The organism is Cupriavidus taiwanensis, from assembly GCF_900249755.1.
Taxonomy (GTDB): domain Bacteria; phylum Pseudomonadota; class Gammaproteobacteria; order Burkholderiales; family Burkholderiaceae; genus Cupriavidus; species Cupriavidus taiwanensis_D.
This window is the reverse complement of record NZ_LT976853.1, coordinates 814733-839374: the sequence shown is the minus strand read 5'-3', so window position 1 is coordinate 839374 and position 24642 is coordinate 814733. Positions and strand designations below refer to the sequence as shown.

General features: G+C 68.3%; 22 protein-coding genes and 1 tRNA gene. 11 read left to right on the top strand and 12 right to left on the bottom strand.

All coding sequences use genetic code 11. The annotated features are described in order from the left end of the window. Nucleotides 1-66 precede the first annotated feature (66 nt). The 6 genes from CBM2594_RS03835 to recA all read right to left on the bottom strand — a co-directional run bounded on the left by CBM2594_RS03835 (nucleotide 67) and on the right by recA (nucleotide 5920). Nucleotides 67-762 carry a TerC family protein gene (locus tag CBM2594_RS03835; protein ID WP_116355680.1) on the bottom strand — a complete coding sequence of 232 codons (696 nt, stop codon included), beginning with the start codon at nucleotides 760-762 and terminating at the stop codon, nucleotides 67-69. A gap of 236 nt (nucleotides 763-998) precedes the next feature. After that, complete coding sequence (gene sucD, locus CBM2594_RS03830) at nucleotides 999-1880, bottom strand: succinate--CoA ligase subunit alpha (protein ID WP_116294326.1); 882 nt, start codon at nucleotides 1878-1880, stop codon at nucleotides 999-1001. An 88-nt stretch (nucleotides 1881-1968) separates the two neighbouring features. Beyond that, nucleotides 1969-3135 (bottom strand): ADP-forming succinate--CoA ligase subunit beta, encoded by a 1167-nt coding sequence (gene sucC / locus CBM2594_RS03825; protein WP_116355679.1) that lies wholly within the window; start codon nucleotides 3133-3135, stop codon nucleotides 1969-1971. Between the two features lie 91 nt (nucleotides 3136-3226). Next, nucleotides 3227-3934, bottom strand: a complete 708-nt coding sequence (locus CBM2594_RS03820; RefSeq protein ID WP_116355678.1) for a DUF2889 domain-containing protein — start codon at nucleotides 3932-3934, stop codon at nucleotides 3227-3229. Between the two features lie 340 nt (nucleotides 3935-4274). Beyond that, nucleotides 4275-4748: a recombination regulator RecX gene (gene recX, locus CBM2594_RS03815; RefSeq protein ID WP_116355677.1), complete on the bottom strand. Its 474-nt coding sequence runs from the start codon at nucleotides 4746-4748 to the stop codon at nucleotides 4275-4277. Nucleotides 4749-4855: 107 nt separating this feature from the next. Next, complete coding sequence (gene recA, locus CBM2594_RS03810; protein WP_116355676.1) at nucleotides 4856-5920, bottom strand: recombinase RecA; 1065 nt, start codon at nucleotides 5918-5920, stop codon at nucleotides 4856-4858. Nucleotides 5921-6155: 235 nt separating this feature from the next. Between recA and CBM2594_RS03805 the strand changes: the two genes are divergently transcribed. The 5 genes from CBM2594_RS03805 (at nucleotide 6156) to CBM2594_RS03785 (ending at nucleotide 10939) form a co-directional block, all read left to right on the top strand. Next, on the top strand, nucleotides 6156-6845 hold the full coding sequence (locus CBM2594_RS03805) for a response regulator (protein ID WP_116355675.1): 690 nt from the start codon (nucleotides 6156-6158) through the stop codon (nucleotides 6843-6845). Between the two features lie 49 nt (nucleotides 6846-6894). Beyond that, entirely contained in the window at nucleotides 6895-8451 is a 1557-nt protein-coding gene (locus CBM2594_RS03800) for a sensor histidine kinase (RefSeq protein WP_116355674.1), read from the top strand. Beyond that, a complete protein-coding gene (locus CBM2594_RS03795; RefSeq protein ID WP_116355673.1) occupies nucleotides 8448-8786 on the top strand; it encodes a DUF4212 domain-containing protein in 339 nt (112 codons plus the stop codon). Before CBM2594_RS03800 ends, CBM2594_RS03795 begins: the two co-directional genes overlap by 4 nt. A 245-nt stretch (nucleotides 8787-9031) precedes the next feature. Then, nucleotides 9032-10729 carry an MFS transporter gene (locus CBM2594_RS03790; protein ID WP_116355672.1) on the top strand — a complete coding sequence of 566 codons (1698 nt, stop codon included), beginning with the start codon at nucleotides 9032-9034 and terminating at the stop codon, nucleotides 10727-10729. A gap of 133 nt (nucleotides 10730-10862) precedes the next feature. Beyond that, a tRNA-Met gene (locus CBM2594_RS03785) sits at nucleotides 10863-10939 on the top strand. A gap of 126 nt (nucleotides 10940-11065) precedes the next feature. On the opposite strand, the gene CBM2594_RS03780 is transcribed toward CBM2594_RS03785, so the two are convergent. From CBM2594_RS03780 to CBM2594_RS03765, 4 genes are all read right to left on the bottom strand, one after another. After that, nucleotides 11066-11653, bottom strand: a complete 588-nt coding sequence (locus CBM2594_RS03780; protein ID WP_116355671.1) for a YcbK family protein — start codon at nucleotides 11651-11653, stop codon at nucleotides 11066-11068. 82 nt (nucleotides 11654-11735) lie between these two features. Beyond that, nucleotides 11736-13325, bottom strand: coding sequence for a L,D-transpeptidase family protein (locus tag CBM2594_RS03775; protein WP_116355670.1), 1590 nt, complete (start codon nucleotides 13323-13325; stop codon nucleotides 11736-11738). A gap of 93 nt (nucleotides 13326-13418) precedes the next feature. Then, entirely contained in the window at nucleotides 13419-14045 is a 627-nt protein-coding gene (locus CBM2594_RS03770) for a response regulator transcription factor (protein WP_116355669.1), read from the bottom strand. 177 nt (nucleotides 14046-14222) lie between these two features. Then, nucleotides 14223-15287: a CaiB/BaiF CoA transferase family protein gene (locus tag CBM2594_RS03765; protein WP_116355668.1), complete on the bottom strand. Its 1065-nt coding sequence runs from the start codon at nucleotides 15285-15287 to the stop codon at nucleotides 14223-14225. Between the two features lie 362 nt (nucleotides 15288-15649). On the opposite strand from CBM2594_RS03765, the gene CBM2594_RS03760 reads away from it, so the two are divergent. Next, on the top strand, nucleotides 15650-16093 hold the full coding sequence (locus CBM2594_RS03760; RefSeq protein WP_116355667.1) for a universal stress protein: 444 nt from the start codon (nucleotides 15650-15652) through the stop codon (nucleotides 16091-16093). A gap of 49 nt (nucleotides 16094-16142) precedes the next feature. Here CBM2594_RS03760 and CBM2594_RS03755 read toward each other — a convergent pair whose 3' ends face one another. After that, on the bottom strand, nucleotides 16143-17189 hold the full coding sequence (locus CBM2594_RS03755; RefSeq protein WP_116355666.1) for a serine/threonine protein kinase: 1047 nt from the start codon (nucleotides 17187-17189) through the stop codon (nucleotides 16143-16145). A gap of 19 nt (nucleotides 17190-17208) precedes the next feature. After that, entirely contained in the window at nucleotides 17209-18771 is a 1563-nt protein-coding gene (locus CBM2594_RS03750; RefSeq protein ID WP_116355665.1) for a DEAD/DEAH box helicase, read from the bottom strand. A gap of 298 nt (nucleotides 18772-19069) precedes the next feature. Between CBM2594_RS03750 and CBM2594_RS03745 the strand changes: the two genes are divergently transcribed. The 5 genes from CBM2594_RS03745 to ybeY all read left to right on the top strand — a co-directional run bounded on the left by CBM2594_RS03745 (nucleotide 19070) and on the right by ybeY (nucleotide 24546). Next, nucleotides 19070-20755 carry a ClcB-like voltage-gated chloride channel protein gene (locus tag CBM2594_RS03745; RefSeq protein WP_116355664.1) on the top strand — a complete coding sequence of 562 codons (1686 nt, stop codon included), beginning with the start codon at nucleotides 19070-19072 and terminating at the stop codon, nucleotides 20753-20755. A 117-nt stretch (nucleotides 20756-20872) separates the two neighbouring features. Next, nucleotides 20873-21268: a hypothetical protein gene (locus CBM2594_RS03740; RefSeq protein ID WP_116355663.1), complete on the top strand. Its 396-nt coding sequence runs from the start codon at nucleotides 20873-20875 to the stop codon at nucleotides 21266-21268. 92 nt (nucleotides 21269-21360) lie between these two features. Then, nucleotides 21361-22713 (top strand): tRNA (N6-isopentenyl adenosine(37)-C2)-methylthiotransferase MiaB, encoded by a 1353-nt coding sequence (gene miaB, locus CBM2594_RS03735; RefSeq protein WP_116355662.1) that lies wholly within the window; start codon nucleotides 21361-21363, stop codon nucleotides 22711-22713. A 75-nt stretch (nucleotides 22714-22788) separates the two neighbouring features. After that, complete coding sequence (locus CBM2594_RS03730; protein ID WP_116355661.1) at nucleotides 22789-23790, top strand: PhoH family protein; 1002 nt, start codon at nucleotides 22789-22791, stop codon at nucleotides 23788-23790. Then, complete coding sequence (ybeY, locus tag CBM2594_RS03725; protein ID WP_116355660.1) at nucleotides 23791-24546, top strand: rRNA maturation RNase YbeY; 756 nt, start codon at nucleotides 23791-23793, stop codon at nucleotides 24544-24546. Nucleotides 24547-24642 lie beyond the last annotated feature (96 nt).

Here is a 24642-nt window from a genome sequence, read left to right as displayed (position 1 = left end):
ATGCCGCACCGTGGCCAACGAAAAAGGGCGGCCACATGGCCGCCCTTCGCATCAGTCAGATCGCCGTCAGGCCGTCTTTGCCGACCGGCGGCTGAGCAGCTTGCCGATGATCACCACCAGGATCGCCCCGGCGGCGCCGAACACCAGGTGGGCGTGCGGCACGTGGACTTCGAACCAGGCGGCGTCGACCGGGTCGCTGACCAGCATTTCGCCGGCGAGGTAGCCGAGCAGTGCGGCGCCCAGCACGATGATGACCGGGAAGCGCTCCATCACCTTGAGCAGGATGGTGCTGCCGAACACGATCAGCGGGATCGACAGGCCCAGGCCCACGATCAGCAGCAGCAGCTGGCTGCCTTCCGGCCCCTTCTGCGCGGCGGCGGCCACGGCGACCACGTTGTCCAGCGACATCACCAGGTCGGCGATCAGGATGGTGCGGATGGCGGCCCAGATATTGTCCTTGGCATCATGGCCGTCTTCGTCGTCCTCGCCGGTCAGCAGCTGCACGCCGATGTAGACCAGCAGCACGGCGCCGATGATCTTCAGGTACGGCAGGCTCAGCAGCTTGACCGCGGCCACGGTCAGCACCACGCGCATGATGATGGCGGCGGCGCTGCCCCAGAAGATGGCCTTCTTCTGCTGGGCGGGCGGCAGGTTGCGCGAGGCGAGCGCGATCACCACCGCGTTGTCGCCGGACAGGACGATATTGGTCAGGATGATCGATCCCAACGCAATCCAGAAAGTGGTGGAAGACAGCAGTTCCACGGGGAGGCTCCTCGAGTTCTATGTGGTGGTGCGCCCCGTCATCTGACGGGATTTCGGATGTCTGACAGCGCAGACATGACTGTTTAACCGATGAACCTTTCGATTACATTTCAATCTTGTAATGTTCAGGGTCAAGATGGCGCCCGAATCACTCCCCGGAAACGACAATGCCCCCGCCGGAGCGGGGGCATTGCAGCAGCAAACGATCCCGCCGCAGCGGGAAAGGCGGCCAGGGCTTACAGCATTGCCTTCAGCAAGCGGCCCATTTCCGACGGGTTCTTGGTCACCTTGATGCCGCAGGCTTCCATGATTTCCAGCTTGGCCTGGGCGGTGTCGGCACCGCCCGAGATCAGCGCGCCGGCGTGGCCCATGCGCTTGCCCGGAGGCGCGGTCACGCCAGCGATGAAGCCGACCACCGGCTTCTTCATGTTGTCCTTGATCCAGTGGGCGGCGTTGGCCTCGTCGGGGCCGCCGATCTCACCGATCATGACCACGGCGTCCGTGTCCGGATCGTCGTTGAACATCTTCATCACGTCGATGTGCTTCAGGCCGTTGATGGGGTCGCCACCAATGCCGACGGCCGACGACTGGCCCAGGCCCAGCGCGGTCAGCTGGCCCACGGCTTCGTACGTCAGCGTGCCCGAGCGCGACACCACGCCGATGCGGCCCTTGCGGTGGATGTGGCCCGGCATGATGCCGATCTTGATTTCGTCCGGCGTGATCAGGCCCGGGCAGTTCGGTCCCAGCAGCAGGGTCTTCTTGTTCTCGCGGCGCATGCGGTCCTTGACTTCCATCATGTCGCGCACGGGGATGCCTTCGGTGATGCAGACCACCAGGTCCAGGTCGGCGTCAACGGCTTCCCAGATCGCGGCGGCGGCGCCTGCGGGCGGCACGTAGATGACCGACACGGTGGCGCCGGTCTGGGCCTTGGCGTCCTTGACGCTGGCGTAGATGGGAATGCCTTCGAAGTCTTCGCCGGCCTTCTTCGGGTTCACGCCGGCGACGAAGGCGTTCTTGCCGTTGGCATAGTCGCGGCAGCCACGGGTGTGGAACTGGCCGGTCTTGCCGGTGATGCCCTGGGTGATGACTTTGGTGTCTTTGTTGATCAGAATCGACATGCTTTCGTCCTTTGCTTGACTCTGGCAGCGCGGGCAAAGGCCACGCGCGCTGCCGAAGTTCGCTTGTATTGGGTAACGGCGCCTCGGCTTACTTGCCGGCGGCGGCAGCCACGACCTTCTGGGCGGCTTCTTCCATCGTGTCGGCCGAGATGATCGGCAGGCCCGAGTCAGCCAGCATCTTGCGGCCCAGCTCTTCGTTGGTGCCCTTCATGCGCACGACCAGCGGCACGTTCAGCGACACGGCCTTCGAGGCCGAGATCACGCCTTCGGCGATCACGTCGCAACGCATGATGCCGCCGAAGATGTTGACCAGGATGGCCTGCACGTTCGGGTTCTTCAGCATCAGCTTGAAGGCTTCGGTCACCTTCTCGGTGGTGGCGCCGCCGCCCACGTCGAGGAAGTTGGCCGGCTCGCCGCCGAACAGCTTGATGGTGTCCATGGTGGCCATGGCCAGGCCGGCGCCGTTCACCAGGCAGCCGATGTTGCCGTCCAGCGAGATATAGGCCAGGTCGAACTTCGAGGCTTCGATTTCGTTGGCGTCTTCTTCATCCAGGTCGCGGTAGGCGACGATTTCCGGGTGACGGAACAGCGCGTTCGAGTCGAAGTTGAACTTGGCGTCCAGCGCGATGACCTTGCCGTCGCCGGTCAGGATCAGCGGGTTGATTTCGGCCAGCGAAGCGTCGGTTTCATAGAACGCCTTGTACAGGCCTTGCAGGGCCTGGCGGGCTTGCGCCACGCTCGCGTCGGGCACGCCGATCTTGCGGGCGATGTCGTCGGCGTCGGCGTCGGTCAGGCCGGTCGACGGCTCGATGATCAGCGTGTGGATCTTCTCCGGGGTCTGGGCGGCGACTTCCTCGATGTCCATGCCGCCTTCGCTCGACGCCATCAGCGCGATCTTCTGCGACACGCGGTCCACCACCAGCGAAACGTACAGTTCCTTCTTGATGTCGGCGCCTTCTTCGATCAGCAGGCGGTTGACCTTCTTGCCTTCCGGACCGGTCTGGTGCGTGACCAGTTGCATGCCCAGGATGTTGGACGCGTAGGTCTTGACCTCGTCCATGCTCTTGGCAACCTTGACGCCGCCGCCCTTGCCGCGGCCACCCGCGTGGATCTGCGCCTTGACAACCCACACCGGGCCGCCGAGCTGTTCTGCGGCCTTCAGGGCCTCGTCAACCGAGAACGCGGGGATGCCGCGCGGAACCGGCACATTGTATTTGCGCAGGATTTCCTTGCCTTGATACTCATGGATATTCATGCGTGTTTCCTTTCGGGTAGGCGTAAAAGGGTGAAGGGAAGAATCTGAAAAAGAAGACGAACTCTCTCGTCGGGCTGGCCGATCCTGGGAATCAGCCGGAGGTGCCGGTCGGCCGGTCGGCCGGGACAGCGTCGTTGCCGTCGATTGCGTGACCACCGCGGTCGCCATTGGCCGCGGGCTGCTGCGCCTGAGGCGCGGATGCGACGGCAGGCGCGGCCTCGGCCCGTACCTTGGGCGTCGGCTGGTGACCATACCAGCGCGGGTAAAACTGACGAACCACCTCGCCGTCGAAACGCAGGGCGTGGCAGCCGTGCAACTGATAGGGCGGCTCCGGATTCGGATCGTCCTCGCCGTTGTCGCGGATACTGATGACCTCGCCGGCAAAGGCCTGGATCGCGGTGCTGGGCAGCACGCCGGCGGCTTCGGTCAGGTGCGAGCAGCCATGGATCCCGCCCAGGCGCTCGCGCACGGCCTTGCGGAAGCCCTTGCGCAGGTTCAGCCCGATCAGCTTGCGGTAGGCCGGGCCGATGGTGTCGCACTGCGACGGATACGGCACCCAGTCGGAACACGCCTCGGCATCCAGCACCGTCATGGCCTCGTCGATGGTGATGCGCAGCCACAGGTCGTGCAGCGGCTGGCCTTGCGGGCGGATGCGGTCGCCGGCCAGTTCGATATCACGGGGCTTGGTGTCGGTCAGGCGCACTTCGATGTCCCACAGGCCGTCCTCTCTCTGGTACGCCTCGGCCGTAATGGCGCGACGGTGACGCAGGGAGCGGTTGACGGGCTGGGACAGAGGCATGGCCAGGCAGGGAAACGGACGAGAATACGGAAGAGACGGAGGCTACGGGGAATCCGGGGGCTGGGGCACCGTGGTGCCGCGGCACCGAAATAACCCGGGGAGTTTAACATGCCATGCCGCGTTGGCCGGGAACATCCTTGTGCGGCAACTGTCGCGCCCGGATTGTCGGCCGACCATGATGGCGCGGCAGGCCGGGGGGCATTGCCGCAATGCACCAGCAGGCACCGGCTTCCTGGCCAGGGCTGGAACGGGGTGCCGGCATTGCGGGATGCCGCAACGCAGCGAAATACACATGACGGCAGCGCAGGTAATCGCGCCCTGGCCGCTGCGCCACGCGCGCTCAATCCCCGTCGCCGTAGTCCTCTTCCTGGTCCGCGCCCTGGATGATCTTGCCGACCACCGCACGCGAAAAACCGCGCGCCACCATGAAGCGGATCTGCTTGGCGCGCGCCTCGGGCGTATCGGGCGGCGTGCCGAAGCGCTTGCGCCAGACCTCGCGCGCACGCTCGGTTTCGGTGGCGCGCAGGCGCTGCTGCAGTTCGCCCAATTGCTCGCTGCCCAGCTTGTGGGTCTTGGCTTCCTGCATCACGCGCGCGGTGCCGTAGCGGGCGCCGCGGCGATGCACCAGGCTGTCGGCGAAGCGCTGGTTCGACAGCCAGTTCTCGCGCTCCAGCGCGTCCAGCAATTGTTCCAGCTGCTCGGGCGACTCGGCATGGGGCGCCAGCTTGCGCGCCAGTTCCGCGCGGCTGTGTTCGCGGCGCGACAGGTAGCCGACGGCGCGGGCCTTCAGCGACAGCGGGGGACGGGTTGCCATGGATGACCGGGATCAGCGAAGGGAAGGCGGGGCTTGCGGGCCAAGCAAAAAGGCCGGGGCATCGGCGATGCCCCGGCCTTCCGGATGGCGCAGTGGCGCCGGCGCGGTCAGCCTTCGACCGTTGCCGCCGCGGCTGCGGCCGTGGGGTTCATCGCCACCACGCCCAGCGCCGCGCGCACCTTGTTTTCGATCTCGTCGGCGATATCGGGGTTCTCGCGCAGGTATTCGCGGGCGTTGTCCTTGCCCTGGCCGATCTTCTCGCCGTTGTAGCTGTACCAGGCGCCCGACTTCTCGACGATCTTGGCGTCCACGCCCAGGTCGATGATCTCGCCCTGGCGCGAGATGCCCTGGCCGTAGAGGATGTCGAAGAACGCTTCGCGGAACGGCGGCGATACCTTGTTCTTGACCACCTTGACCTTGGTCTCGTTGCCGATCACGTCGTCGCCCTTCTTGATCGAGCCGATGCGGCGGATATCCAGGCGCACCGAGGCGTAGAACTTCAGCGCATTGCCGCCGGTGGTGGTTTCGGGCGAGCCGAACATCACGCCGATCTTCATGCGGATCTGGTTGATGAAGATCACCAGGCAGTTGGTGCGCTTGATGGTGCCGGTCAGCTTGCGCAGCGCCTGGCTCATCAGGCGGGCCTGCAGGCCGGGCAGCGAATCACCCATTTCGCCTTCGATTTCGGCCTTGGGCACCAGCGCGGCGACCGAGTCGATCACGATCAGGTCGATCGAGCCCGAGCGCACCAGCGCGTCGGTGATTTCCAGCGCCTGCTCGCCGGTGTCGGGCTGCGAGATCAGCAGGTCGCCGACGCTGACGCCGAGCTTGGAGGCGTAGTTGACGTCCAGCGCGTGCTCGGCATCGATAAAGGCGCAGGTGCCGCCCAGCTTCTGCATCTCGGCCACGACCTGCAGCGTCAGCGTGGTCTTGCCCGAGGATTCGGGACCGTAGATCTCGACCACGCGGCCGCGCGGCAGACCACCGACGCCAAGCGCGATGTCCAGGCCGAGCGAACCGGTGGAAACCACCTGGATGTCCTTTTCGACCTCGCCGTCGCCCAGGCGCATGATCGAGCCCTTGCCGAACTGCTTCTCGATCTGGGAGAGCGCGGCGGCAAGCGCCTTTTGCTTCTCGGCGCTCACGCCGGCACCTGCCTTCTTGTCGTCCATGGTCGTCCTTGAGTCAATGGTGTATAAATAGGCCGCATGTGGCGCGGCACCGGCATTTGCCGGCATCGGCGCCGGCCCGGCTGTCTGCGCGGCCGCACTCCAGGGGGTCTCCCCGGGCGGCCCCAGCGGAACGTGCGGGTACTGTATAAAAAAACAGTATGCTTGGCAAGCCCCTTCGCGCCCCCGCGCCCCTTGCGCACGGGTGCCGGCTATGCCGGCCAGGGTGGAGACAACCATGCGCATTCTGATCGCCGAAGACGACGACGTGCTGGCCGACGGCCTGACACGCTCGCTACGCCACTCGGGCTACGCCGTCGACCATGTCGCCAACGGCCTGGAAGCCGATTCGGCGCTGTCGACCCAGACCTTCGACCTGCTGATCCTCGACCTGGGCCTGCCGCGCATGAGCGGGCTGGAGGTGCTCAAGCGCCTGCGCGCGCGCGGCGCGATGCTGCCGGTGCTGATCCTGACCGCCGCCGACAGCGTCGACGAGCGCGTCAAGGGCCTGGACCTGGGCGCCGACGACTACATGGCCAAGCCCTTCGCGCTGTCGGAACTGGAAGCGCGCGTGCGCGCGCTGGTGCGGCGCGGCGCCGGCGGCGGCGCCACGCTGATGCGGCACGGGCCGCTCGCCTACGACCAGGTCGGGCGCATCGCTTACCTGAACGACCAGATGCTGGACCTGTCGGCGCGCGAGATCGGACTGCTGGAAATCCTGCTCACGCGCAGCGGCCGCCTGGTATCGAAGGAACAACTGGTGGACCACCTGTGCGAATGGGGCGAGGAAGTCAGCAACAACGCCATCGAGGTCTATGTGCACCGCCTGCGCAAGAAGATCGAGGTGGGTGGCATCCGCATCGCCACCGTGCGCGGGCTGGGCTACTGCCTGGAAAAATTCCAGCCGGCGGTGGCGACGCCGCATTGATCCCAACCACCGCAGGCCATGCGACTGACCTGAGCGCAACCTCGCCGACATGAGCCTGCTGCGACTGCCGTGGCGCCGCGTGCCCCGCGCCGCGCCACCCCCGCCCTCCCCCTCTTCCACCCCGGACGCCACCGACCAGGACCTGGCCGACGCGCTGCCGCACCTGGAAGAAAGCACCGCCCACCCCGCGCCGCGCTCGCTGTTCGGCGAGATCCTCGACTGGATGCTGGCACCGTTGCTGCTGCTCTGGCCGATGAGCATCGCCGTGACCTACCTGGTGGCCAAGTCGATCGCCAACGGCCCCTTCGACCGCGCGCTGGAAGCCAGCGCCATCGTGCTGTCGCAGCAGGTGCGCGAGGTCAACGGCCGCGTCACGCTGCAGCTGCCGCTGTCGGCGCGCGAGATCCTGCGCGCCGACGAGACCGACAACATCTACTACCAGGTGGTCGGCAAGCGCGGCGAGTACATCGCCGGCGACCAGGACCTGCCGCTGCCGTCCGAGGACAACCAGGGCCACGCCGGGCTGGTGTCGCTGCGCGATGACCGCGTCGCCGGCAACGACGTGCGCGTGGCCTATACGTATATCGAGCTGAAGCAGGTCAGCGGCACCCAGCCGGTGCTGGTGCAGGTGGCCGAAACCCTGGACAAGCGCGCGCGGCTGGCCAACGAGATCATCAAGGGCGTGATCCTGCCGCAGTTCGTGATCCTGCCGCTGGCGGTGGTGCTGGTGTGGTTCGGGCTGTCGCGCGGGCTGGCGCCGCTGACCGCGATCCAGCAGCGCATCCGCGCGCGCAACCCCGGCGATACCAGCCCCATCGACGAGCGCGCCGCGCCGCAGGAGATCACGCCGCTGGTGGGCTCGTTCAACGACCTGCTGGCGCGGCTGGACCAGTCGGTGCAGACCCAGAAGCGCTTTATCGCCGATGCCGCGCACCAGATGAAGACCCCGCTGGCGGGCCTGCGCATGCAGGCCGAACTGGCGCAGCGCGAGCAGTCGCCCGAGGAACTGCGGCGCTCGCTGGCGCAGATCGCGGGCAGCTCGGAACGCACCGCGCACCTGGTCACGCAGCTGCTGTCGCTGGCGCGCATGGAAAACCTGGCCGGCACCGGCGGCATGGCCGCGCTGGACCTGTCGGCGCTGGCGCGCGAGGTGGTCAAGGACTGGCTGCCGCAGGCCTGGGCGCGCGACATCGACCTGGGCCTGGACGCAGACGACCATCCGGTGATGGTCCAGGGCAACCGCCTGATGCTGACCGAGATGCTGAACAACCTGCTCGACAATGCCATCCGCTACACCCCGCGCGGCGGCCGTGCCACGGTGCGGGTCAGCGCCGATGCCTTCGAACCGTTCGCCTACCTGGACGTGGAAGACACCGGCCCGGGCATTGCGCCGTCCGAGCGCGACCGCGTGATGGAGCGTTTCTACCGGGTGCTCGGCACCAACACCGAAGGCAGCGGCCTGGGCCTGGCGATTGTGCGCGAAATCGTGCAGCAGCACGGCGGCGACGTCCAGATCTCGGACCACGTCTATCAGCAATCGCCACGGCTGGCCGGCGCGCATTTCCGCGTGACGCTGCGCCGCCCTGAGAGCTTTCCGCCCGCATGAACGACACCCCTGCCCCCGGCAGCGCCGAAGCGCGCCATCGCCTCGCCTGGCGCCGCAACCTGCGCTGGATCGGCGGCCTGCTCGCGGTCTGGTTCACGGTCACCTTCGTGGTGGCGTGGTTTGCACGCGACCTGCGCTTCGATTTCTTTGGCTGGCCGTTCTCGTTCTGGGTCGGTGCGCAGGGCGCGCTGGTGGTCTATGTACTGATGGCCGCGCTCTATGCCTGGCGCATGAACCACGGCGACGCCGAGGCCGAAGCCGACAGCGCCGCGGCACCGCCGGCGGCAACGCCGTCGCAAGGCGCGTCGCGCGGGCCGGGCGCGGATGCTGCATAGCCGCACGCCGGCAACACGCATCGCGGCGCGCAACGGATGCGCCAACTCTCTGCAGCGCAACATCGGGAGCCGCGCCCGCGGCTAGCGTATACCCCGACGCCTTTTGCCGCTGGTGCGCCGGAATCTGTCAGACCGCAGTAAGTTTCGCCAACCACAATCCTCTGCAACTCTGGGCATGGGCCAGCCGCGCGGTGCTTCCCGCGCGCCACGTCCGCCCGAGATCCATTCCAGACGGAGGAGACAACATGGCAAACGTGCAAAACGTTGCGGTGCCCGGAGGGGGCGCGCAGAACGCACCGATGACTGCCGAAGAGCGCAAGGTGATCTTTGCCTCGTCGCTGGGCACGGTGTTCGAGTGGTACGACTTTTATCTGTATGGCTCGCTGGCGGCGATCATCGCCAAGCAGTTCTTTGCCGGGCTGGACCCGACCTCGGCCTTCATCTTCGCGCTGCTCGCGTTTGCCGCCGGCTTTATCGTGCGGCCGTTCGGCGCGCTGGTGTTCGGCCGCCTGGGCGACATGATCGGGCGCAAGTACACCTTCCTGGTGACGATCCTGATCATGGGCGTGTCGACCTTCATCGTCGGCCTGCTGCCCGGCTACGCCACCATCGGCTGGGCCGCGCCGATCATCCTGATCGCGCTGCGCATGCTGCAGGGCCTGGCGCTCGGCGGCGAGTACGGCGGTGCCGCCACCTACGTGGCCGAACACGCCCCGCACGGCAAGCGCGGCGCCTACACCTCGTGGATCCAGACCACCGCCACGCTGGGCCTGTTCCTGTCGCTGATCGTGATCCTGCTGTGCCGCGAGCTGACCGGTCCCAACTTCGAGACCTGGGGCTGGCGCATCCCGTTCCTGCTGTCGATCCTGCTGCTGGGCGTGTCGGTGTATATCCGGCTGTCGATGAACGAATCGCCGGCGTTCCAGCGCATGAAGGCCGAGGGCAAGACCTCCAAGGCACCGCTGACCGAATCGTTCGGCCAATGGCGCAACCTGAAGATCGTGATCCTGGCGCTGCTGGGCCTGACCGCCGGCCAGGCCGTGGTCTGGTACACCGGCCAGTTCTACGCGCTGTTCTTCCTGACGCAGGTGCTCAAGGTCGATGCCAAGACGGCCAACCTGCTGATCGCCGGCGCACTGGTGATCGGCACGCCGTTCTTCATCTTCTTCGGCGCGCTGTCGGACAAGATCGGCCGCAAGTGGATCATCATGGCGGGCTGCGCGCTGGCCGTGCTGACCTACTTCCCGCTGTTCAAGGCGCTGACCCACTACGCCAACCCGGCGCTGGAGCGCGCGCAGCAAAGCGCCCAGATCGTGGTGACCGCGGATCCGAAGCAGTGCTCGTTCCAGGGCAGCCCGATCGCCCGCGAGATCGACTTCCGCAGTTCGTGCGATATCGCCAAGCGTACCCTGGCGCAGGCCTCGGCAAGCTATGAAGTGGTCGAGGCGCCGGCCGGCACCGTGGCCAGCGTCAAGATCGGCGACAAGGAGATCAAGGCCTTCGATGCCAAGGTGGTGAACGGCCACAGCTTCGACGACGCCAGCAAGCAGCAGATCGCGGCGTTCAAGAAGGAGGTGAGCGGTTCGATGGCCGCGGCGGGCTACCCCACCAAGGCCGATCCGGCGCAGATGAACACGATCATGGTGCTGGTGATCCTGGTCATCCTGGTGATCTACGTCACCATGGTGTACGGCCCGATTGCCGCCATGCTGGTGGAACTGTTCCCGACCCGCATCCGCTACACCTCGATGTCGCTGCCCTACCATATCGGCAACGGCTGGTTCGGCGGCCTGCTGCCCACCATCTCGTTCGCGCTGGTGGCCCAGAACGGCAACATCTACTACGGCCTCTGGTACCCGATCATCATCGCTGCCATCACCTTCGTGATCGGCGCGCTGTTCATCCGCGAGACCAAGGACGTGAACATCTACGCCAACGACTGAGCGGTCGTGCGGCACTGAACGAAACGGCAGGCCCACCGGCCTGCCGTTTTTTTGTACCGGGAAGCGCCGTGCAAAATCTTCGCCGGAAGGTGTTGACAGCTTCGAAAGCCCAGGTATAATCGCAGTCTTCGTTGGCGAATTAGCTCAGTCGGTTAGAGCGACGGAATCATAATCCGCAGGTCCGGGGTTCGAGTCCCTGATTCGCCACCATCTATTTGAAAAGCCGCGATCTCGCAAGAGATCGCGGCTTTTTGCTTTGGCGCGCGCCAGCGGCGTTCACCTCGATTCACATCGATGAACGCGGGCCACCCATCCCGGACGGCCCGCGGGCAATGCTTACCAGTAGCGCACGCGCCCGGTGTCGATATGCACGAACTGGTCGGTCTCGTAGTAGCCGACGCCGCCGCCCTGCAATGACTTGGCGGCATCGCGCAGGTCGGCCAGCGAAACGCCGGCCAGCCGGATGTCGATGGCCTTGCCGTCCATATGCAGGCTGTGCTTCGCCACCCCGCCGCCGCGCGAGTTGCGCAGGCGTGAATTGGTGGCCGGGCTGCGGTAGCCGGAAATGACCTGGAACGGCTGGTCGGTGCCCAGCTCGCGGCGGACCTGGAACAGCAGGTCGAACAACTGCGGGTCGATGGTGCCGACCTTGCCGGAGTAATGGTCGCGCAGGAAGCCGTTGAGCGTGGTCAGCGCCTCGGGCACGAAACGGTCGCCGACGGCGTAGACCAGCGACACGCGCTCGCCCGTGTGGGTGTGGTCGAACGCCAGCGTGCGGGCATCGGGCAGGCCCGCCAGCGCCTGGTTGGCGTGCAGGCTTGCCAGCGCGCGGCGCGGCGCCAGCGGCATCAGGCCGGCGGCGAGCGCCAGGGTTCCGGTGGTATGAAGAAAGCGGCGGCGTGCCTTGCGCGTCGCGTCAGTCATAGTACTTCCTCTGAATGTGCGTGGTGCGGCGCCCTAAGTGCCCTAATGGGGCCCTAATGGGGCCCTAATGGTCTTGGTGACCTTAGCGTATGACGCCGGAGGCGCTTGCAACAGCGCGTGGCTGGGGGCGCCCCGTGCGTTGCCGCAGCGCCTTGTCCAGCAGTTTGTCGTGACCGTAGATGTCAGGCAGGAAGGATACACGACCATCGGCGCGCGCGATGACCGTGCCGTAAGCCAGCACCACCGGCAACGGCTGCTGCAGGCGCACCGTGTTCGACTTGCCACGTGTCATTGCCTCGCGGATCCGGGTCTCGTTCCAGTCCGGCATATCGTGCAACACGAACTGCGCCAGCGCTACTGGGGCTTCCACGCGGATGCAGCCGTGGCTGAAGTCGCGCCGGTCGCGTTTGAACAGCTGCGGCGACGGCGTGTGGTGCAGGTAGATGTTCTCGTTGTTGGGAAACACGAACTTGATGTCGCCCAGCGCATTGAGCGGCCCGGGCCGCTGGCGGATGCGCAGGCTGCCGTTGAGCACCGCGTTCAGGTTTTCCTCGGACAGCGTGGTCACCGCCCTGCCATCGCTGCCGACGAATTCCAGCCCCTGCCGGTTGAAATAGCCCGGATCGCGGCGCAGCCGCGGCACGGTCTCGCGGCGCGCGATCGACGGCGGGATGTTCCAGTACGGGCTGAATTCGATATAGCGCATGTCCTCCTCGAACAGCGGCGTGCGCGTGTCGAGCGCCTTGCCGACGATGACCTTCATCTCCAGCTTGATGTCGAGCTTGCCGTCGCGCCATTCATAGGCGCGCAGCATGAACTCGGGCACGTTGACCACGATCATGCGAGGGCCGTCCAGCGGGGTCCAGCGCAGGCGCTCCATGGTCAGTTCGATCTGCCGCACGCGCTCGGCGATGGGCAGGTTCAGCTGCGCCAGCGTGGCCGCGCCGATCACGCCGTCGGCCTCCAGCCCATGGCGCGACTGGAAGGCCTTGACGCCGTCGACCAGCACGCCCTCGTAGCGCGCCGGCGGCAGCGTGCCGGCGGGCAGGTCGCCCAGCACCACCAGGCGCGCGGTCAGCGCGGCGGCGCCGGCCCAGGGCTGCCCCGGCGTCAGCTTGCTGGCCGGCAGCGGCGGCAGCGGCTGTTGCCACACCGGCTGCCTGGCGATGTCGCGATAGCGGGCCAGCGCCTGGCGCAGCGTGCCGTACAGCGGGAACGTCGGCGCCGCCTGGCGGATGGCATCGGGCAGGCGGTGCTGCGCCACGGCATCGCGCAGCCAGGTGGCGGCATCGAAAGGCCGCTCCGCCGGCGGCGCGAAATTGGCATGGACCGCGCGCGGGTTGATGCGGCCGCCGTGCAGGTCGGACAGCATCCGCTCCATGGCGGCGCTCAGCGCCGCATCCAGCCGGGCCGCGGCATCGGGTGGCAAGGCCGGGCCGTGGGTAGCCTGGGTCACGGCCTGGCGCAGGGCTTCGGCATCGTAGTCGCGCGGGTCGAGGCCATCGGCGGCCACTGCGGCCAGCGCATCCACCGCCTGGCGGGCTTCCGGCACCGGCCGGCCCTGCACGAACCACATGGGTTCGTTGGCAAAGGCGGGCATGGCAAGCCACGTGGCACAGGCAATGGCGACGGCGCCGAGGCAGCGCACGGCAGCATTCAGGGTCTGGGGCATCGGGCGGATAGCTCGGATTCGTCACAGATGCCAACAGTCTACCCGCGATGGGCGGCCGGCGCGGACCGGCTCGCCAGACCCGCCAGGCGCCCGTCACCACACCAGTTGATGACGTCGCGCGTAGTCGACCATCTCGACCAGCGAGCCCACGTGCAGCTTGGCCATGATATTGGCCTTGTGGGTGCTGACGGTCTTGCTGCTGATCAGCAGCTGCGCGGCAATCGACTTGTTGGAATGGCCGCGTGCCAGGTACTGGAGGATGGTGATCTCGCGGTTGCTCAGCCGCGGCAGGCCGGCCTGCTGCTGCTCGCCTAGCTGGCGCACGGTCTCCAGCGTCTGCAGCGGAAATACCAGGTAGCCGCTCAGCACGCCGCGCACGGCCTGCATCACTTCTTCAACCCCGCGCTGCTTGACCACGAAGCCGTGCGCGCCCGCGCGCAGGGCCCGCACAGGAGCCTGGGCGGTGTCGTTGCCGGACATGACCAGCAGCGGCACGCTGGGCAGCGTGGCCGTGACCCGCCGGACAAAGTCGATGCCGGGATTGCCGAAGCGTTCGACATCGACCAGCACCAGGCCGGGCCGGTGCTCGCGGGCGAGTCGAAACCCCTCCCGCACACCATCCGTTTCCAGGACCTCGTCCGCGTCGAATTCAGCGGCGAGTTCGGCGCACAGCAAGGAGCGGAACTTCGAGGGTTCGTCGACGATCAGCGCGGGTGGCAATTCAAGGCTCCTTAACAACTGGCGAGGGATTGGCCAGGCGGCTGGCTATGCCAAAGGTTAAGGGCCCTGAGTTGCCTTGATACGCCGAATTCTCACTGCACGGACGCAGCAGGTTCTGCACGAGAGTCAGGCTTTTCCTTCGATGACGCTGTGAGCGTCAAGTGCCTGCGGCGCCGGTCATTCCGTCCCGGCAGGCAGGAAGCGCGGCGCCGGTGCGGAGCGCGGCACCTCGCGCTCGCCGTGCTGGTACAGACGGTACGTGCCGCGCGCCTGGTTGTGCGGATGGCGCGCGGCCTCGTCCAGCGTCAGCACGCGCGCAAAGCACACGTCGGTGCCGCCCAGCACGGACTCCCAGTGCGTGCTGGGCCTGGCGGCAATGGTCGCGGCGATGCGCGCCTTCACCGTGGGCCACTGGGCGCGGTCGTATTGCGCGGCCGGGTCGATGTCGGTCAGTTCGAGGCGCTCGAGCAGTTCGCGGTAGAACTGCGGCTCCAGCGCGCCGAGGGTGATGGCGCGCCCGTCCGCGCACGGGAACACATCATAGAACGGCGAATCGTGGAACGGGCTCGGCTGCGGGCCGCCCAGCGTGCCGGCCGCGCGCGACACCTGCACCAGCGAGCCGAGCATGGCGACGATATCGGTGATGGCGGCATCGACCACGCAACCCTCGCCGCTGGCGCGCGCGCTGAGGATGGCGCTGGTGATGCCGAAGGCCAGCCCGAGCGCGCCGGTGGCATCGCCCATCACGGTGGGCGGCACCATCGGCAGGCTGCCTTCGCGCGCGGCCATCGACAGCAGGCCGGTCAGCGCGATGTAGTTGAGGTCATGGCCCGCGCTTTGCGACAGCGGGCCGGTCTGGCCCCAGCCGGTCATGCGGCCATAGACCAGGCGCGGATTACGGGCATGGCAGGCCTTGGGACCCAGGCCCAGGCGCTCCATCGCGCCGGGGCGCAGGCCCTCGATCAGCGCGTCGGCGCCGGCCACCAGGTCGAGCGCGGCCGCAACGTCCGCGGGCGTCTTCAGGTTCAGCTGCACCACGCGCTTGCCGTGCTCCAGCTCCATCTCGGCCGGCACCGCCTGCCCGCGCAGGATGCGCCGCGCATCGGGGGCCACCGGGCGGGTGACCAGCGTGACCTCGGCGCCGAGGCCGGCCAGCATGGCGCCGCACAAGGGACCGGGGCCGATGCCTTCGAATTCCACTACCTTGATACCGCGCAGGGGCTGCAGGTTGCGCTCACTCATGATGGTTGTCTCCGGATCGCCGCCTGCGCGCGCTGTGGCGCGAGGCGGCTTGCATTGGTGGTTTGGGATCGGTGTGCCCGTCGCCGCTTGCGGCGCACCGGCGGGCCATGCCTGCCGCGGGGCTCGGGAGCATGCTACGCGCCACCGTGTTGACGGGGCAATGGCCAAATGCTTCAGCCGGATTGACAGAATTCGTCAGCGGACCGGCCAGCCGATTACCGCACCGGGAAATCGGACAATTCCGATCCGACTTGATCTGAATCGCATCCTGGCACGACACTAGGGGGCAAGATGGTTCCAGATGGCGTTGCGGCCACATGGCCGCGGCGCTTGCCGACAGCCCCCATCCAGGAGATTCCGCCATGACCAATATCGTCCTCGCCACCGACGGCTCGGCCTTCAGCGACGCCGCGGCGCGCTTTATCGCCGAAGGCAAGCTGCTGCAGAGCGGCTTCACCGTGCATGTCGTGCACGTGGCGCCCGAAGTGAGCGGCCAGGTGCGCGCCTTTGTCAGCAAGGAAACCATCGACGACTGGCACAAGGAAGCCAGCGACAAGGCGATGGTCGGGGTCTGCGACATCCTTGCCGCGGCCAATGTGCCGTTCGAGCGGCACCCGCTGCACGGCTTCGCGCCCGAGCGCATCGTCGCCTATGCGAACTCCGTGAACGCCGGCGCCATCGTGATGGGCACGCACGGGCGCGGCTCGTTCTTCGATGCCGTGATCGGTTCGGTGGCGGGCCGGGTGCTGGCCCAGGCGGACTGCCCGGTGGTGCTGGTCAAGACCCCGGAAAAGAAGAAGGGTTAAGCCGGCAGCAGGCGGCCGGCGCCGCAACGGCGCCGCCGTCCGGCAGGCTTCAGGCGCCCCACAGGGGCGCTTCGTCCATCAGCGCCACCTGTTCGCGCAGTTCCAGGATGCGGTCCTGCCAGTAGCGCGCCGTACCGAACCACGGGAACGCGGCCGGAAAGGCCGGGTCGGCCCAGCGGCTGGCCAGCCAGGCGCTGTAGTGCAGCAGCCGCAGCGTGCGCAGCGCTTCCACCAGCCACAGTTCGCGGGTCTGGAATTCCGCGAAGTCCTCGTAGCCGGCGACGATGTCGGCAAGCTGGCCTTGCATGGCGGCGCGGTCGCCCTCGAGCAGCATCCAGATATCCTGCACCGCCGGGGCCATGCGGCTGTCGTCGAAGTCGACAAAATGCGGGCCGGGCTCGCCATGGGCGCCGCCGCGCGCGTCGTCCTCGTCGATCCACAGCACATTGCCGCGATGGCAGTCGCCATGGACGCGCAGCAGCTGCACGTCGCCGGCGCGCTCATAGCAGCGCCGCACCCCATCCAGCGCCAGTTGCGCCACCGACTGCCAGGCCGGCAGCAGATCCGCCGGAATGCAGCCGCTGGCGAGCAGCCAGTCGCGCGGGGCAATGCCGAAGGTGTCCAGATCCAGCGCCGGGCGCGCCTGGTAAGGCTGGGTCGCGCCCAGCGCGTGGATGCGGCCGATGAAACGGCCAAGCCAGGTCAGCGTCTCGGCGCGGTCCAGCGCCGGCTCGCGGCCGCCGCAGCGGGGGAATACCGCAAAGCGAAAGCCGGCATGGTGCCGCAGCGTGCCGGCCTCGCCCGGCGCCAGCGCCATGGCCGGCACGGCGGGGATTTCGGCGTCGGCCAGTTGCTGCACGAACGCGTGTTCTTCCAGGATGGCCGCATCGGTCCAGCGGCCCGGGCGATAGAACTTGGCGATGACCGGCGCGGCGTCCTCGATGCCGACCTGCCAGACCCGGTTCTCGTAGCTGTTGAGCGCCAGCAGGCGCCCGTCGGGGCGCAGGCCGGCGCCCTCGAGCGCGTCCAGCATCAGCTCCGGCGTCAGGCCCGCGTAGGGGACACCAGAGTCGGCGGGGGCGTCGGACGGGTGCATGGTGCCGGCCGGCTCCGCTTTAGCGCGCCGGCTTGCGGTTGCCGCCCAGCAGCGCCGCCTGCGGCGCCGGACGGCGGTTGCGCGCCGGAGCCGGCGCGGCGTCGTGCGGCTGGCGCGCGGGCTGGGCCGCGGCGCGTTGCGGGCGTGCCGGCTCTTGGCCGTCGCGGCGCGGCGCGGGGTTGCGCGCGCCGGCGGGCTGGGCGGCACGGTTGCCGTTGGCGGCGCCGTTGCCGCGCTGGCCGCCCTGGGCCTGGCGCGGCGCACCCTGGCCAGCTTGCCCGCCCTGCCCCTGGCGGGCGGGGCGCTGGCGCTGGGCGCCGTCGCCGGCGCCGGCCGGGCGAGCCTCGGCCCGGGGGCGGCCCTGGGCCTGGCCGCCGCCGCCGCGCTGCTGGCGGCCCTTCTGGATCGGCTCGGGCGCGATGCTCGGGTCGACCTCGAAGCCCGGCAGCACGGTCTGCTCCAGCTTGCGCTTGATCAGGCGTTCGATATCGCGCAGCAGCGCCAGCTCGTCCACGCACACCAGCGAGATCGCCTCGCCCTCGGCGCCGGCGCGGCCGGTGCGGCCGATGCGGTGGACATAGTCCTCGGGCACGTTGGGCAGGTCGAAGTTGACCACGTGCGGCAGCTGGTCGATGTCGATGCCGCGCGCGGCGATATCGGTCGCCACCAGCAGCCGCAGCGTGCCGGCCTTGAACTCGGACAGCGCCCGCGTCCGTGCCGACTGGCTCTTGTTGCCGTGGATCGCCAGCGCCGACAGGCCTTCCTTGGTCAGCTGCTCGGCCAGGCGGTTGGCACCATGCTTGGTGCGCGTGAACACCAGCACCTGGTGCCAGTCGTGCTGGCGCACCAGGTGGGCCAGCAGTTCGCGCTTGCGTTCGCGGTCGACCGGGTAGACGCGCTGGTCGACGGTCTCGGCGGTGGTATTGCGCCGCGCGACCTCGATCGACGCGGGATTGTTCAGCAGGCGGTCGGCCAGCGCGCGGATATCGTCCGAGAACGTCGCCGAGAACAGCAGGTTCTGGCGCTTGGCCGGCAGCACGTTGAGGATCTTGCGGATATCGTGGATGAAGCCCATGTCGAGCATGCGGTCGGCTTCATCGAGCACCAGCAGTTCCACCTGCGACAGGTCGATGGTGCGCTGTGACACGTGGTCCAGCAGGCGGCCAGGGGTGGCCACGACGATCTCGACGCCGCGCTTGAGCTGCTCGATCTGCGGGTTGATGCCGACGCCGCCGAACATCACCATCGAGCGCAGGCGCAGGTACTTGCCGTAGTTGCGCACGCTCTCTTCGACCTGCGCCGCCAGCTCGCGCGTGGGGGTCAGCACCAGCGCGCGCACGGCCACGCGGCCGCTGCGCTGGGCGCCGCCGGACTGGCGTGCCGCGGTTTCGGACAGCAGCTGCAGCATCGGCAGCGTAAAGCCGGCAGTCTTGCCGGTGCCGGTCTGGGCGCCGGCGAGCAGGTCGCCACCCTTGAGGATGGCGGGAATGGCCTGGGCCTGGATGGGGGTCGGGGTGGTGTAGCCCTGTTCGGCTACGGCACGCACAATCTTTTCGGACAAGCCGAGTTCAGAAAAAGACATGAATTGCTGCTTGGGCCATCGCTGCGCACGCGGTGCGCCAACGCCGGATGGCTCCTTGTAATCGATCGGAATCGGAACGCGAACGCCGGGAAGCCGGCCTGGCAGGGCACCGGCCCGCCCGCGAAGGAAAGAGCGGTAGTGTACCAGTCCGGCGCAAGCGGGTTATGTACCAGATCCGGCGCCGGATGCGCGGCGGCGCACATGGGGTTCGAGCAGGTGGCGCTGCGCTATCATGACGGCCTCGGTCCGCGCCGCCGCCACTGGCCGGCACGTCGCCCCGCCCGCCCGGAAAGCCGCCATGCGCTTGCGTTTCCTCGAAGACCAGGAAGTCATCCTGCTTGCGGCCATCCCGGTCGGGATCCTTGCCGCCATTGCCACCACGCTGTTCAAGGAGGCGCTGGACGGCGCGGGCGTCGTGCTGTTTTCCAGCCATGCCGACGTGGTCACCGTGTTTGCCACGCTGGCGCTGGCGTGGCGCGTGGTGGTGCCGGCAGCGGGCGGCGCGCTGGCGGGCGGCCTGCTGGTGCTGTCCAACCGCCTGGCCAGCACCCACCCGGGCGCCACCGACTATATGGAGGCGGTTGCCAACGGCAGCGGCCGGCTGCCGGTGCGGATCACCCTGCTGCGCGCGCTGTCGTCGTTCTGCTCGATCGTCACCGGCAGCTCGGTCGGCAAGGAGGGCGCGATGATCCAGCTGGCGGCGCTGTGCGGGTCGCTGTTCCCCTCGGCCCGGATCGAGCGCGGCGGCGGCTCCAACATGCGCCGCATGCTGACCGCCTGCGGCGCCGCGGCGGGCCTGGCCACCGTCTACCACACCCCGTTTTCCGCCGCGGTCTTTGTCGCCGAAGTGGTGTTCGGCGCGCTCGCGGTGCAGCGCCTGATGCCGCTGTTCCTGGCGTCGGTCGCCGGCGCCATGGTCAGCCAGTGGCATGGCGGGCTGCAGCCGCTCTACCCCGGCCTCGATATCGCCCCGGACCTGCGCCCGCAGATGCTGCTGGCCGCGGCGGCGCTGGGCGTGGCCGCCGGCATCGCCGGCGCGCTGTTCCTGCGCGCGGCCGGCTTTGCGCGCAGCCGCTTCGCGGCGCTGCCGGGCGGCCCGGTGGCGCGGCTGGCGCTTGGCGGCGCGCTGGTGGGCGCGCTGGCGATGGCGGTGCCGGAGGTGGTCGGCAACGGCTATTCGACCATCCAGACCATCCTGCAGGAGCAGCCACTGAGCGTGCCGGTGGCGGCCGTGCTGCTGGCCAAGCTGGCGGCCACCGTGATCAGCATGGGCTCGGGCGCGGTCGGCGGCGTGTTCACGCCGTCGCTGTTCGTCGGCGCGGCGCTGGGCCAGTTGCTGGCAATCGGCCTGCAGGGCACGGCGGCGGGCGCGGCGCCGCTGCTGCCGCTGGTGGGCATGAGCGCCTTCCTGGCGGCCACCAGCCAGGCGCCGCTGATGTCGGTGCTGATGGTGTTCGAGATGACGCTGGCGCCGGCGCTGCTGCTGCCGTCGATGATCGGCGCGGTGGCGGCGTACTACACCGCGTCGCGCTGCCAGACGCTGTCGCTGTACAGCGTGATCGCCGAGCGCGCGCAGGCGTCGGCCGCCGCAGAGCATGCCCGCGCGCTGACGCTGGCCGGCCTGTGCGACCCGACCGATACGGTGCTAGACCCCAATGCCACGCTGGCCGCCGCCGCCGACAAGTTCGCCGAGACCGGCACGCGCTACCTCTACCTGGTACAGGCCGACGGCCGCCTGCTGGGCGCGCTGTCGATCCATGCCTTGCAGCGCGCCCAGCGCGAAGGCACAGCGGACGATGTGCTGGCGCTGGCCGAGCGCGACTTCCCGGCACTGACGCCGGACTCGCGGCTGCGCGACGCGCTGGCGGTGTTCGCCGCGCACGGCATCAACCGGATACCGCTGGTGCGCGACACTGACAGCCGGGAACTGATGGGCACGGTCTCCAAGCAGCGCGTGCTGCAAGAGGCATCCTGCCTGTTCTGAGCGCGCCTGCCGGCCACACCAAGCCCGCGCCAGCGAGGTAAAATGCGCGGTTGCCCTGCCGGCCAGGAGCCTTCGGGCCATTTTTCCACCGCATCGCCCTATTTGTCGGAGTTCCCCATGCCAGCAGGTCGTGCTACGCGCCTTGAGGCGCCGGAGTCCGTGACATCCCGCCCCTGGCGCAAGCGCTGGGCCGGACTGGCGTGCGGCGCGGCGCTGCTGCTGGGCGCGGCGGTCGCCGCGGCGCAGCCGGTGCGCGCGATTCCGGACGATGCCGTGGCGGCCAGGCTGGTGATCGCCGCGCCGTCGGCCGGCGCGCCGCAGACTGCCACGCTCGACGGCAAGCGCGTGGGCGTGGCGCCGGGCCTGCGCCTGTTCGGCACCGACAACCAGTTGCTGGCCACCACCGCGGTGGCGGGCCAGAAGCTGCCGGTGCGGTACCGGCTGGACCTGTACGGCCAGCTGCTGACCGCGTGGGTGCTGAGCGAGGCCGAACAGCAGGCGCTGAAGAAATAAACCTGTCCCCGAAGTGCGACCGGCGTGCCCCACGCGCCGGCCGTGTTGTTGCAACACCCTGATGCCCCCAGGTCAACCACTGAGATCGGCATATGAAGAAAGTTTTCGTCAAGACGTACGGCTGCCAGATGAACGAGTACGACTCGGACAAGATGGTCGACGTCCTCAACGCCAGCCAGGGGCTGGAAGCCACCGACAACGTCGAGGACGCCGACGTGATCCTGTTCAACACCTGCTCGGTGCGCGAGAAGGCGCAGGAGAAGGTGTTCTCGGAACTGGGCCGGATGAAGGCGCTCAAGGCCGCCAAGCCCGACCTGGTGATCGGCGTGGGCGGCTGCGTGGCCAGCCAGGAAGGCGCCAGCATCGTCTCGCGCGCGCCCTATGTCGACGTGGTGTTCGGCCCGCAGACGCTGCACCGGCTGCCTGACCTGATCGCGCGCCGCCAGCGCACCGGCCAGTCGCAGGTGGACATCTCCTTCCCCGAGATCGAGAAGTTCGACCACCTGCCGCCCGCGCGCGTCGAGGGCCCGAGCGCGTTCGTGTCGATCATGGAAGGCTGCTCCAAGTACTGCAGCTACTGCGTGGTGCCGTACACGCGCGGCGAGGAAGTGTCGCGCCCGTTCGAGGACGTGCTGGCCGAAGTGGCCGGACTGGCCGACCAGGGCGTGCGCGAGGTCACGCTGCTGGGCCAGAACGTCAACGCCTACCGCGGCAAGATGGGCGACACCAGCGAGATCGCCGACTTCGCGCTGCTGATCGAATACGTCGCCGAGATCCCGGGCATCGAGCGCATCCGCTACACCACCAGCCACCCGAAGGAATTCACCTCGCGCCTGGTCGAGCTGTACGGCCGCTGCGACAAGCTGGTCAACCACCTGCACCTGCCGGTGCAGCATGCATCGGACCGCATCCTGATGGCGATGAAGCGCGGCTACAGCGTGCTGGAGTACAAGAGCATCATCCGCAGGCTGCGCGCGCTGCGCCCGGACATGTCGATGTCGTCGGACTTTATCGTCGGCTTCCCCGGCGAGACCGATGCCGACTTCGACAAGCTGATGGCGATGATCGAGGAAATCGGCTACGACACCTCGTTCTCGTTCATCTTCAGCCCGCGTCCCGGCACGCCCGCGGCCAACCTGCACGACGACACCCCGCGCGAGGTCAAGCTGCAGCGCCTGCAGCGGCTGCAGGCGACCATCGAGGAAAACGTGCAGCGCATCAGCCGGAACATGGTCGGCACGGTCCAGCGCATCCTGGTCGAAGGCCCGGCGCGCAAGGACCCGACCGAGCTGCACGGGCGCACCGAGAACAACCGCGTGGTCAACTTTGCGCTGCCGGGTGTGCCGCAGGCGGGCCGCGACCGGCTGGTCGGCCAGCTGGTCGACGTCAGCATCACGCAGGCGTTCCCGCACTCGCTGCGCGGCGAGATCGTGGTGCGGCAGTAACGCACGGCAACGCACCGCTATCGCACCAGCAAAGCCCATCCACCCAGCAGCTTTCAGCGAGGCCATCGCCCACCGATGAAAATCCCTTCCGCAGAATTTGTCGCCCCGCGGGACGACAACGCCCGGCTGCAGAACCTGTGCGGCCCGCTCGACGAAAACCTGCGCCAGATCGAGCAGGCGCTGGACGTGACCATCCAGCGCCGCGGCCACCGCATGACCATCCGCGGCACCTACGCGCAGGATGCCGCGCTGGCGCTGGAGCGCTTCTACAACCAGGCGCGCACGCCGCTGTCGATCGACGACGTGCAGCTGGGCCTGGTCGAGACGCGCCAGCTCAGCGCGCACGGCGGCTACCTGCCCGGCAACGGCACTGACGACGAGGCCGAGCGCGAGGAAGGCGACGAATCGCCGGTGCTGCAGACGCGCCGCACCGGCCTGCAGGGCCGCACCGTGGCGCAGCGCGACTACCTGCGCAATATCCTGTCGCACGACCTGACCATGGGCATCGGCCCGGCCGGCACCGGCAAGACCTACCTGGCGGTGGCGTGCGCGGTCGACTCGCTGGAGCGCGACGCGGTCAAGCGCATCGTGCTGACCCGCCCCGCGGTGGAAGCCGGCGAACGGCTCGGCTTCCTGCCCGGCGACCTGGCGCAGAAGGTGGACCCCTACCTGCGCCCGCTGTACGACGCACTGTACGACCTGCTCGGCTTCGACCGCACGCAGAAGATGTTCGAGCGGCAGATGATCGAGATCGCGCCGCTGGCGTACATGCGCGGGCGCACGCTGAACCATGCCTTCATCATCCTCGACGAGGCGCAGAACACCACGCCCGAGCAGATGAAGATGTTCCTGACGCGGATCGGCTTCGGCTCGAAGGCGGTGATCACCGGCGACACCACGCAGATCGACCTGCCGCGCGGCCAGAAGAGCGGCCTGGTGGAAGCGCAGCATGTGCTGCGCGACGTGCGCGGCATCGCCTGCACCCGCTTTACCAGCATCGACGTGGTGCGCCATCCGCTGGTGGCGCGCATCGTCGATGCCTATGACGAATACCACGCCCAGCACAAGGACGCGTAATTGAAATCCCCGAAATCCAAGTCTTCCGGCGTCAGCCTGACCCTGTTCGATAACGAAGGCCGCGCGCGCAAGAGCGCCGCGCACGCGCTGCGCGTGCAGCTGCCCGACGGCCGCAGCCTGACGCTGGACCTGTCGCAGGCCGCCGACGGCGTGGTCGCGCTGCTGGCCGAACACACCGATACCAACCAGCAGGCCGGCCTGCTGGTGCGCCCGGACAACCATGACGCGCTGTCGGTCGCGGTCACCGCCGCGCCGCTGACCACCACCACCGGCACCCCGGCAACGCCGCCCGGGCTGGAGCTGGAAGTCCAGCACGGCGACGGCATCGGCAAGGGCAACGGCCTGCCGGCGCGGCGCAAGCTGGAGACCTGGGTCAAGTCGGCGCTGTATGCCGATGCCGCGCTGACCATCCGCTTCGTCGGCGAGGAAGAAGGCCGCGCGCTCAACCGCACCTATCGCGGCAAGGACTACGCCACCAATGTGCTGACCTTCGCCTACGCCGAGCATGAGGACGACCCGGTCACCGGCGACATCGTGCTGTGCTGCCCGGTGGTCGAAGCCGAGGCGCGCGCGCAGCGCAAGCCGCTCGAGGCGCACTATGCGCACCTGGTCGTGCATGGCGTGCTGCATGCGCAAGGCTACGAGCACGAGGACGACGCCGAGGCCGAGGAAATGGAAGCGATCGAGACCGAGACGCTGCAGGCGCTCGGCTATGCCGACCCATACCGGGCCGAAAAGGCAGACCGGGCCGCGTGATGCGGCTGCCGCAGCGGGCGCCGGCAGGCGTCTCCTGCGGCACATACGAAGCCGTGCCGCGGCCCGCCGTCACGGGACAGCCAGGCTTTTAGTGTA

What these genes read in the sequence shown, in the direction of transcription:
- sucD (WP_116294326.1), bottom strand. Translation starts at nt 1,880, where the DNA reads ATGTCGATTCTGATCAACAAAGACACCAAAGTCATCACCCAGGGCATC.
- sucC (WP_116355679.1), bottom strand. Translation starts at nt 3,135, where the DNA reads ATGAATATCCATGAGTATCAAGGCAAGGAAATCCTGCGCAAATACAAT.
- CBM2594_RS03820 (WP_116355678.1), bottom strand. Translation starts at nt 3,934, where the DNA reads ATGCCTCTGTCCCAGCCCGTCAACCGCTCCCTGCGTCACCGTCGCGCC.
- recX (WP_116355677.1), bottom strand. Translation starts at nt 4,748, where the DNA reads ATGGCAACCCGTCCCCCGCTGTCGCTGAAGGCCCGCGCCGTCGGCTAC.
- recA (WP_116355676.1), bottom strand. Translation starts at nt 5,920, where the DNA reads ATGGACGACAAGAAGGCAGGTGCCGGCGTGAGCGCCGAGAAGCAAAAG.
- CBM2594_RS03805 (WP_116355675.1), top strand. Translation starts at nt 6,156, where the DNA reads ATGCGCATTCTGATCGCCGAAGACGACGACGTGCTGGCCGACGGCCTG.
- CBM2594_RS03800 (WP_116355674.1), top strand. Translation starts at nt 6,895, where the DNA reads ATGAGCCTGCTGCGACTGCCGTGGCGCCGCGTGCCCCGCGCCGCGCCA.
- CBM2594_RS03795 (WP_116355673.1), top strand. Translation starts at nt 8,448, where the DNA reads ATGAACGACACCCCTGCCCCCGGCAGCGCCGAAGCGCGCCATCGCCTC.
- CBM2594_RS03790 (WP_116355672.1), top strand. Translation starts at nt 9,032, where the DNA reads ATGGCAAACGTGCAAAACGTTGCGGTGCCCGGAGGGGGCGCGCAGAAC.
- CBM2594_RS03780 (WP_116355671.1), bottom strand. Translation starts at nt 11,653, where the DNA reads ATGACTGACGCGACGCGCAAGGCACGCCGCCGCTTTCTTCATACCACC.
- CBM2594_RS03775 (WP_116355670.1), bottom strand. Translation starts at nt 13,325, where the DNA reads ATGCCCCAGACCCTGAATGCTGCCGTGCGCTGCCTCGGCGCCGTCGCC.
- CBM2594_RS03765 (WP_116355668.1), bottom strand. Translation starts at nt 15,287, where the DNA reads ATGAGTGAGCGCAACCTGCAGCCCCTGCGCGGTATCAAGGTAGTGGAA.
- CBM2594_RS03760 (WP_116355667.1), top strand. Translation starts at nt 15,650, where the DNA reads ATGACCAATATCGTCCTCGCCACCGACGGCTCGGCCTTCAGCGACGCC.
- CBM2594_RS03755 (WP_116355666.1), bottom strand. Translation starts at nt 17,189, where the DNA reads ATGCACCCGTCCGACGCCCCCGCCGACTCTGGTGTCCCCTACGCGGGC.
- CBM2594_RS03750 (WP_116355665.1), bottom strand. Translation starts at nt 18,771, where the DNA reads ATGTCTTTTTCTGAACTCGGCTTGTCCGAAAAGATTGTGCGTGCCGTA.
- CBM2594_RS03745 (WP_116355664.1), top strand. Translation starts at nt 19,070, where the DNA reads ATGCGCTTGCGTTTCCTCGAAGACCAGGAAGTCATCCTGCTTGCGGCC.
- CBM2594_RS03740 (WP_116355663.1), top strand. Translation starts at nt 20,873, where the DNA reads ATGCCAGCAGGTCGTGCTACGCGCCTTGAGGCGCCGGAGTCCGTGACA.
- miaB (WP_116355662.1), top strand. Translation starts at nt 21,361, where the DNA reads ATGAAGAAAGTTTTCGTCAAGACGTACGGCTGCCAGATGAACGAGTAC.
- CBM2594_RS03730 (WP_116355661.1), top strand. Translation starts at nt 22,789, where the DNA reads ATGAAAATCCCTTCCGCAGAATTTGTCGCCCCGCGGGACGACAACGCC.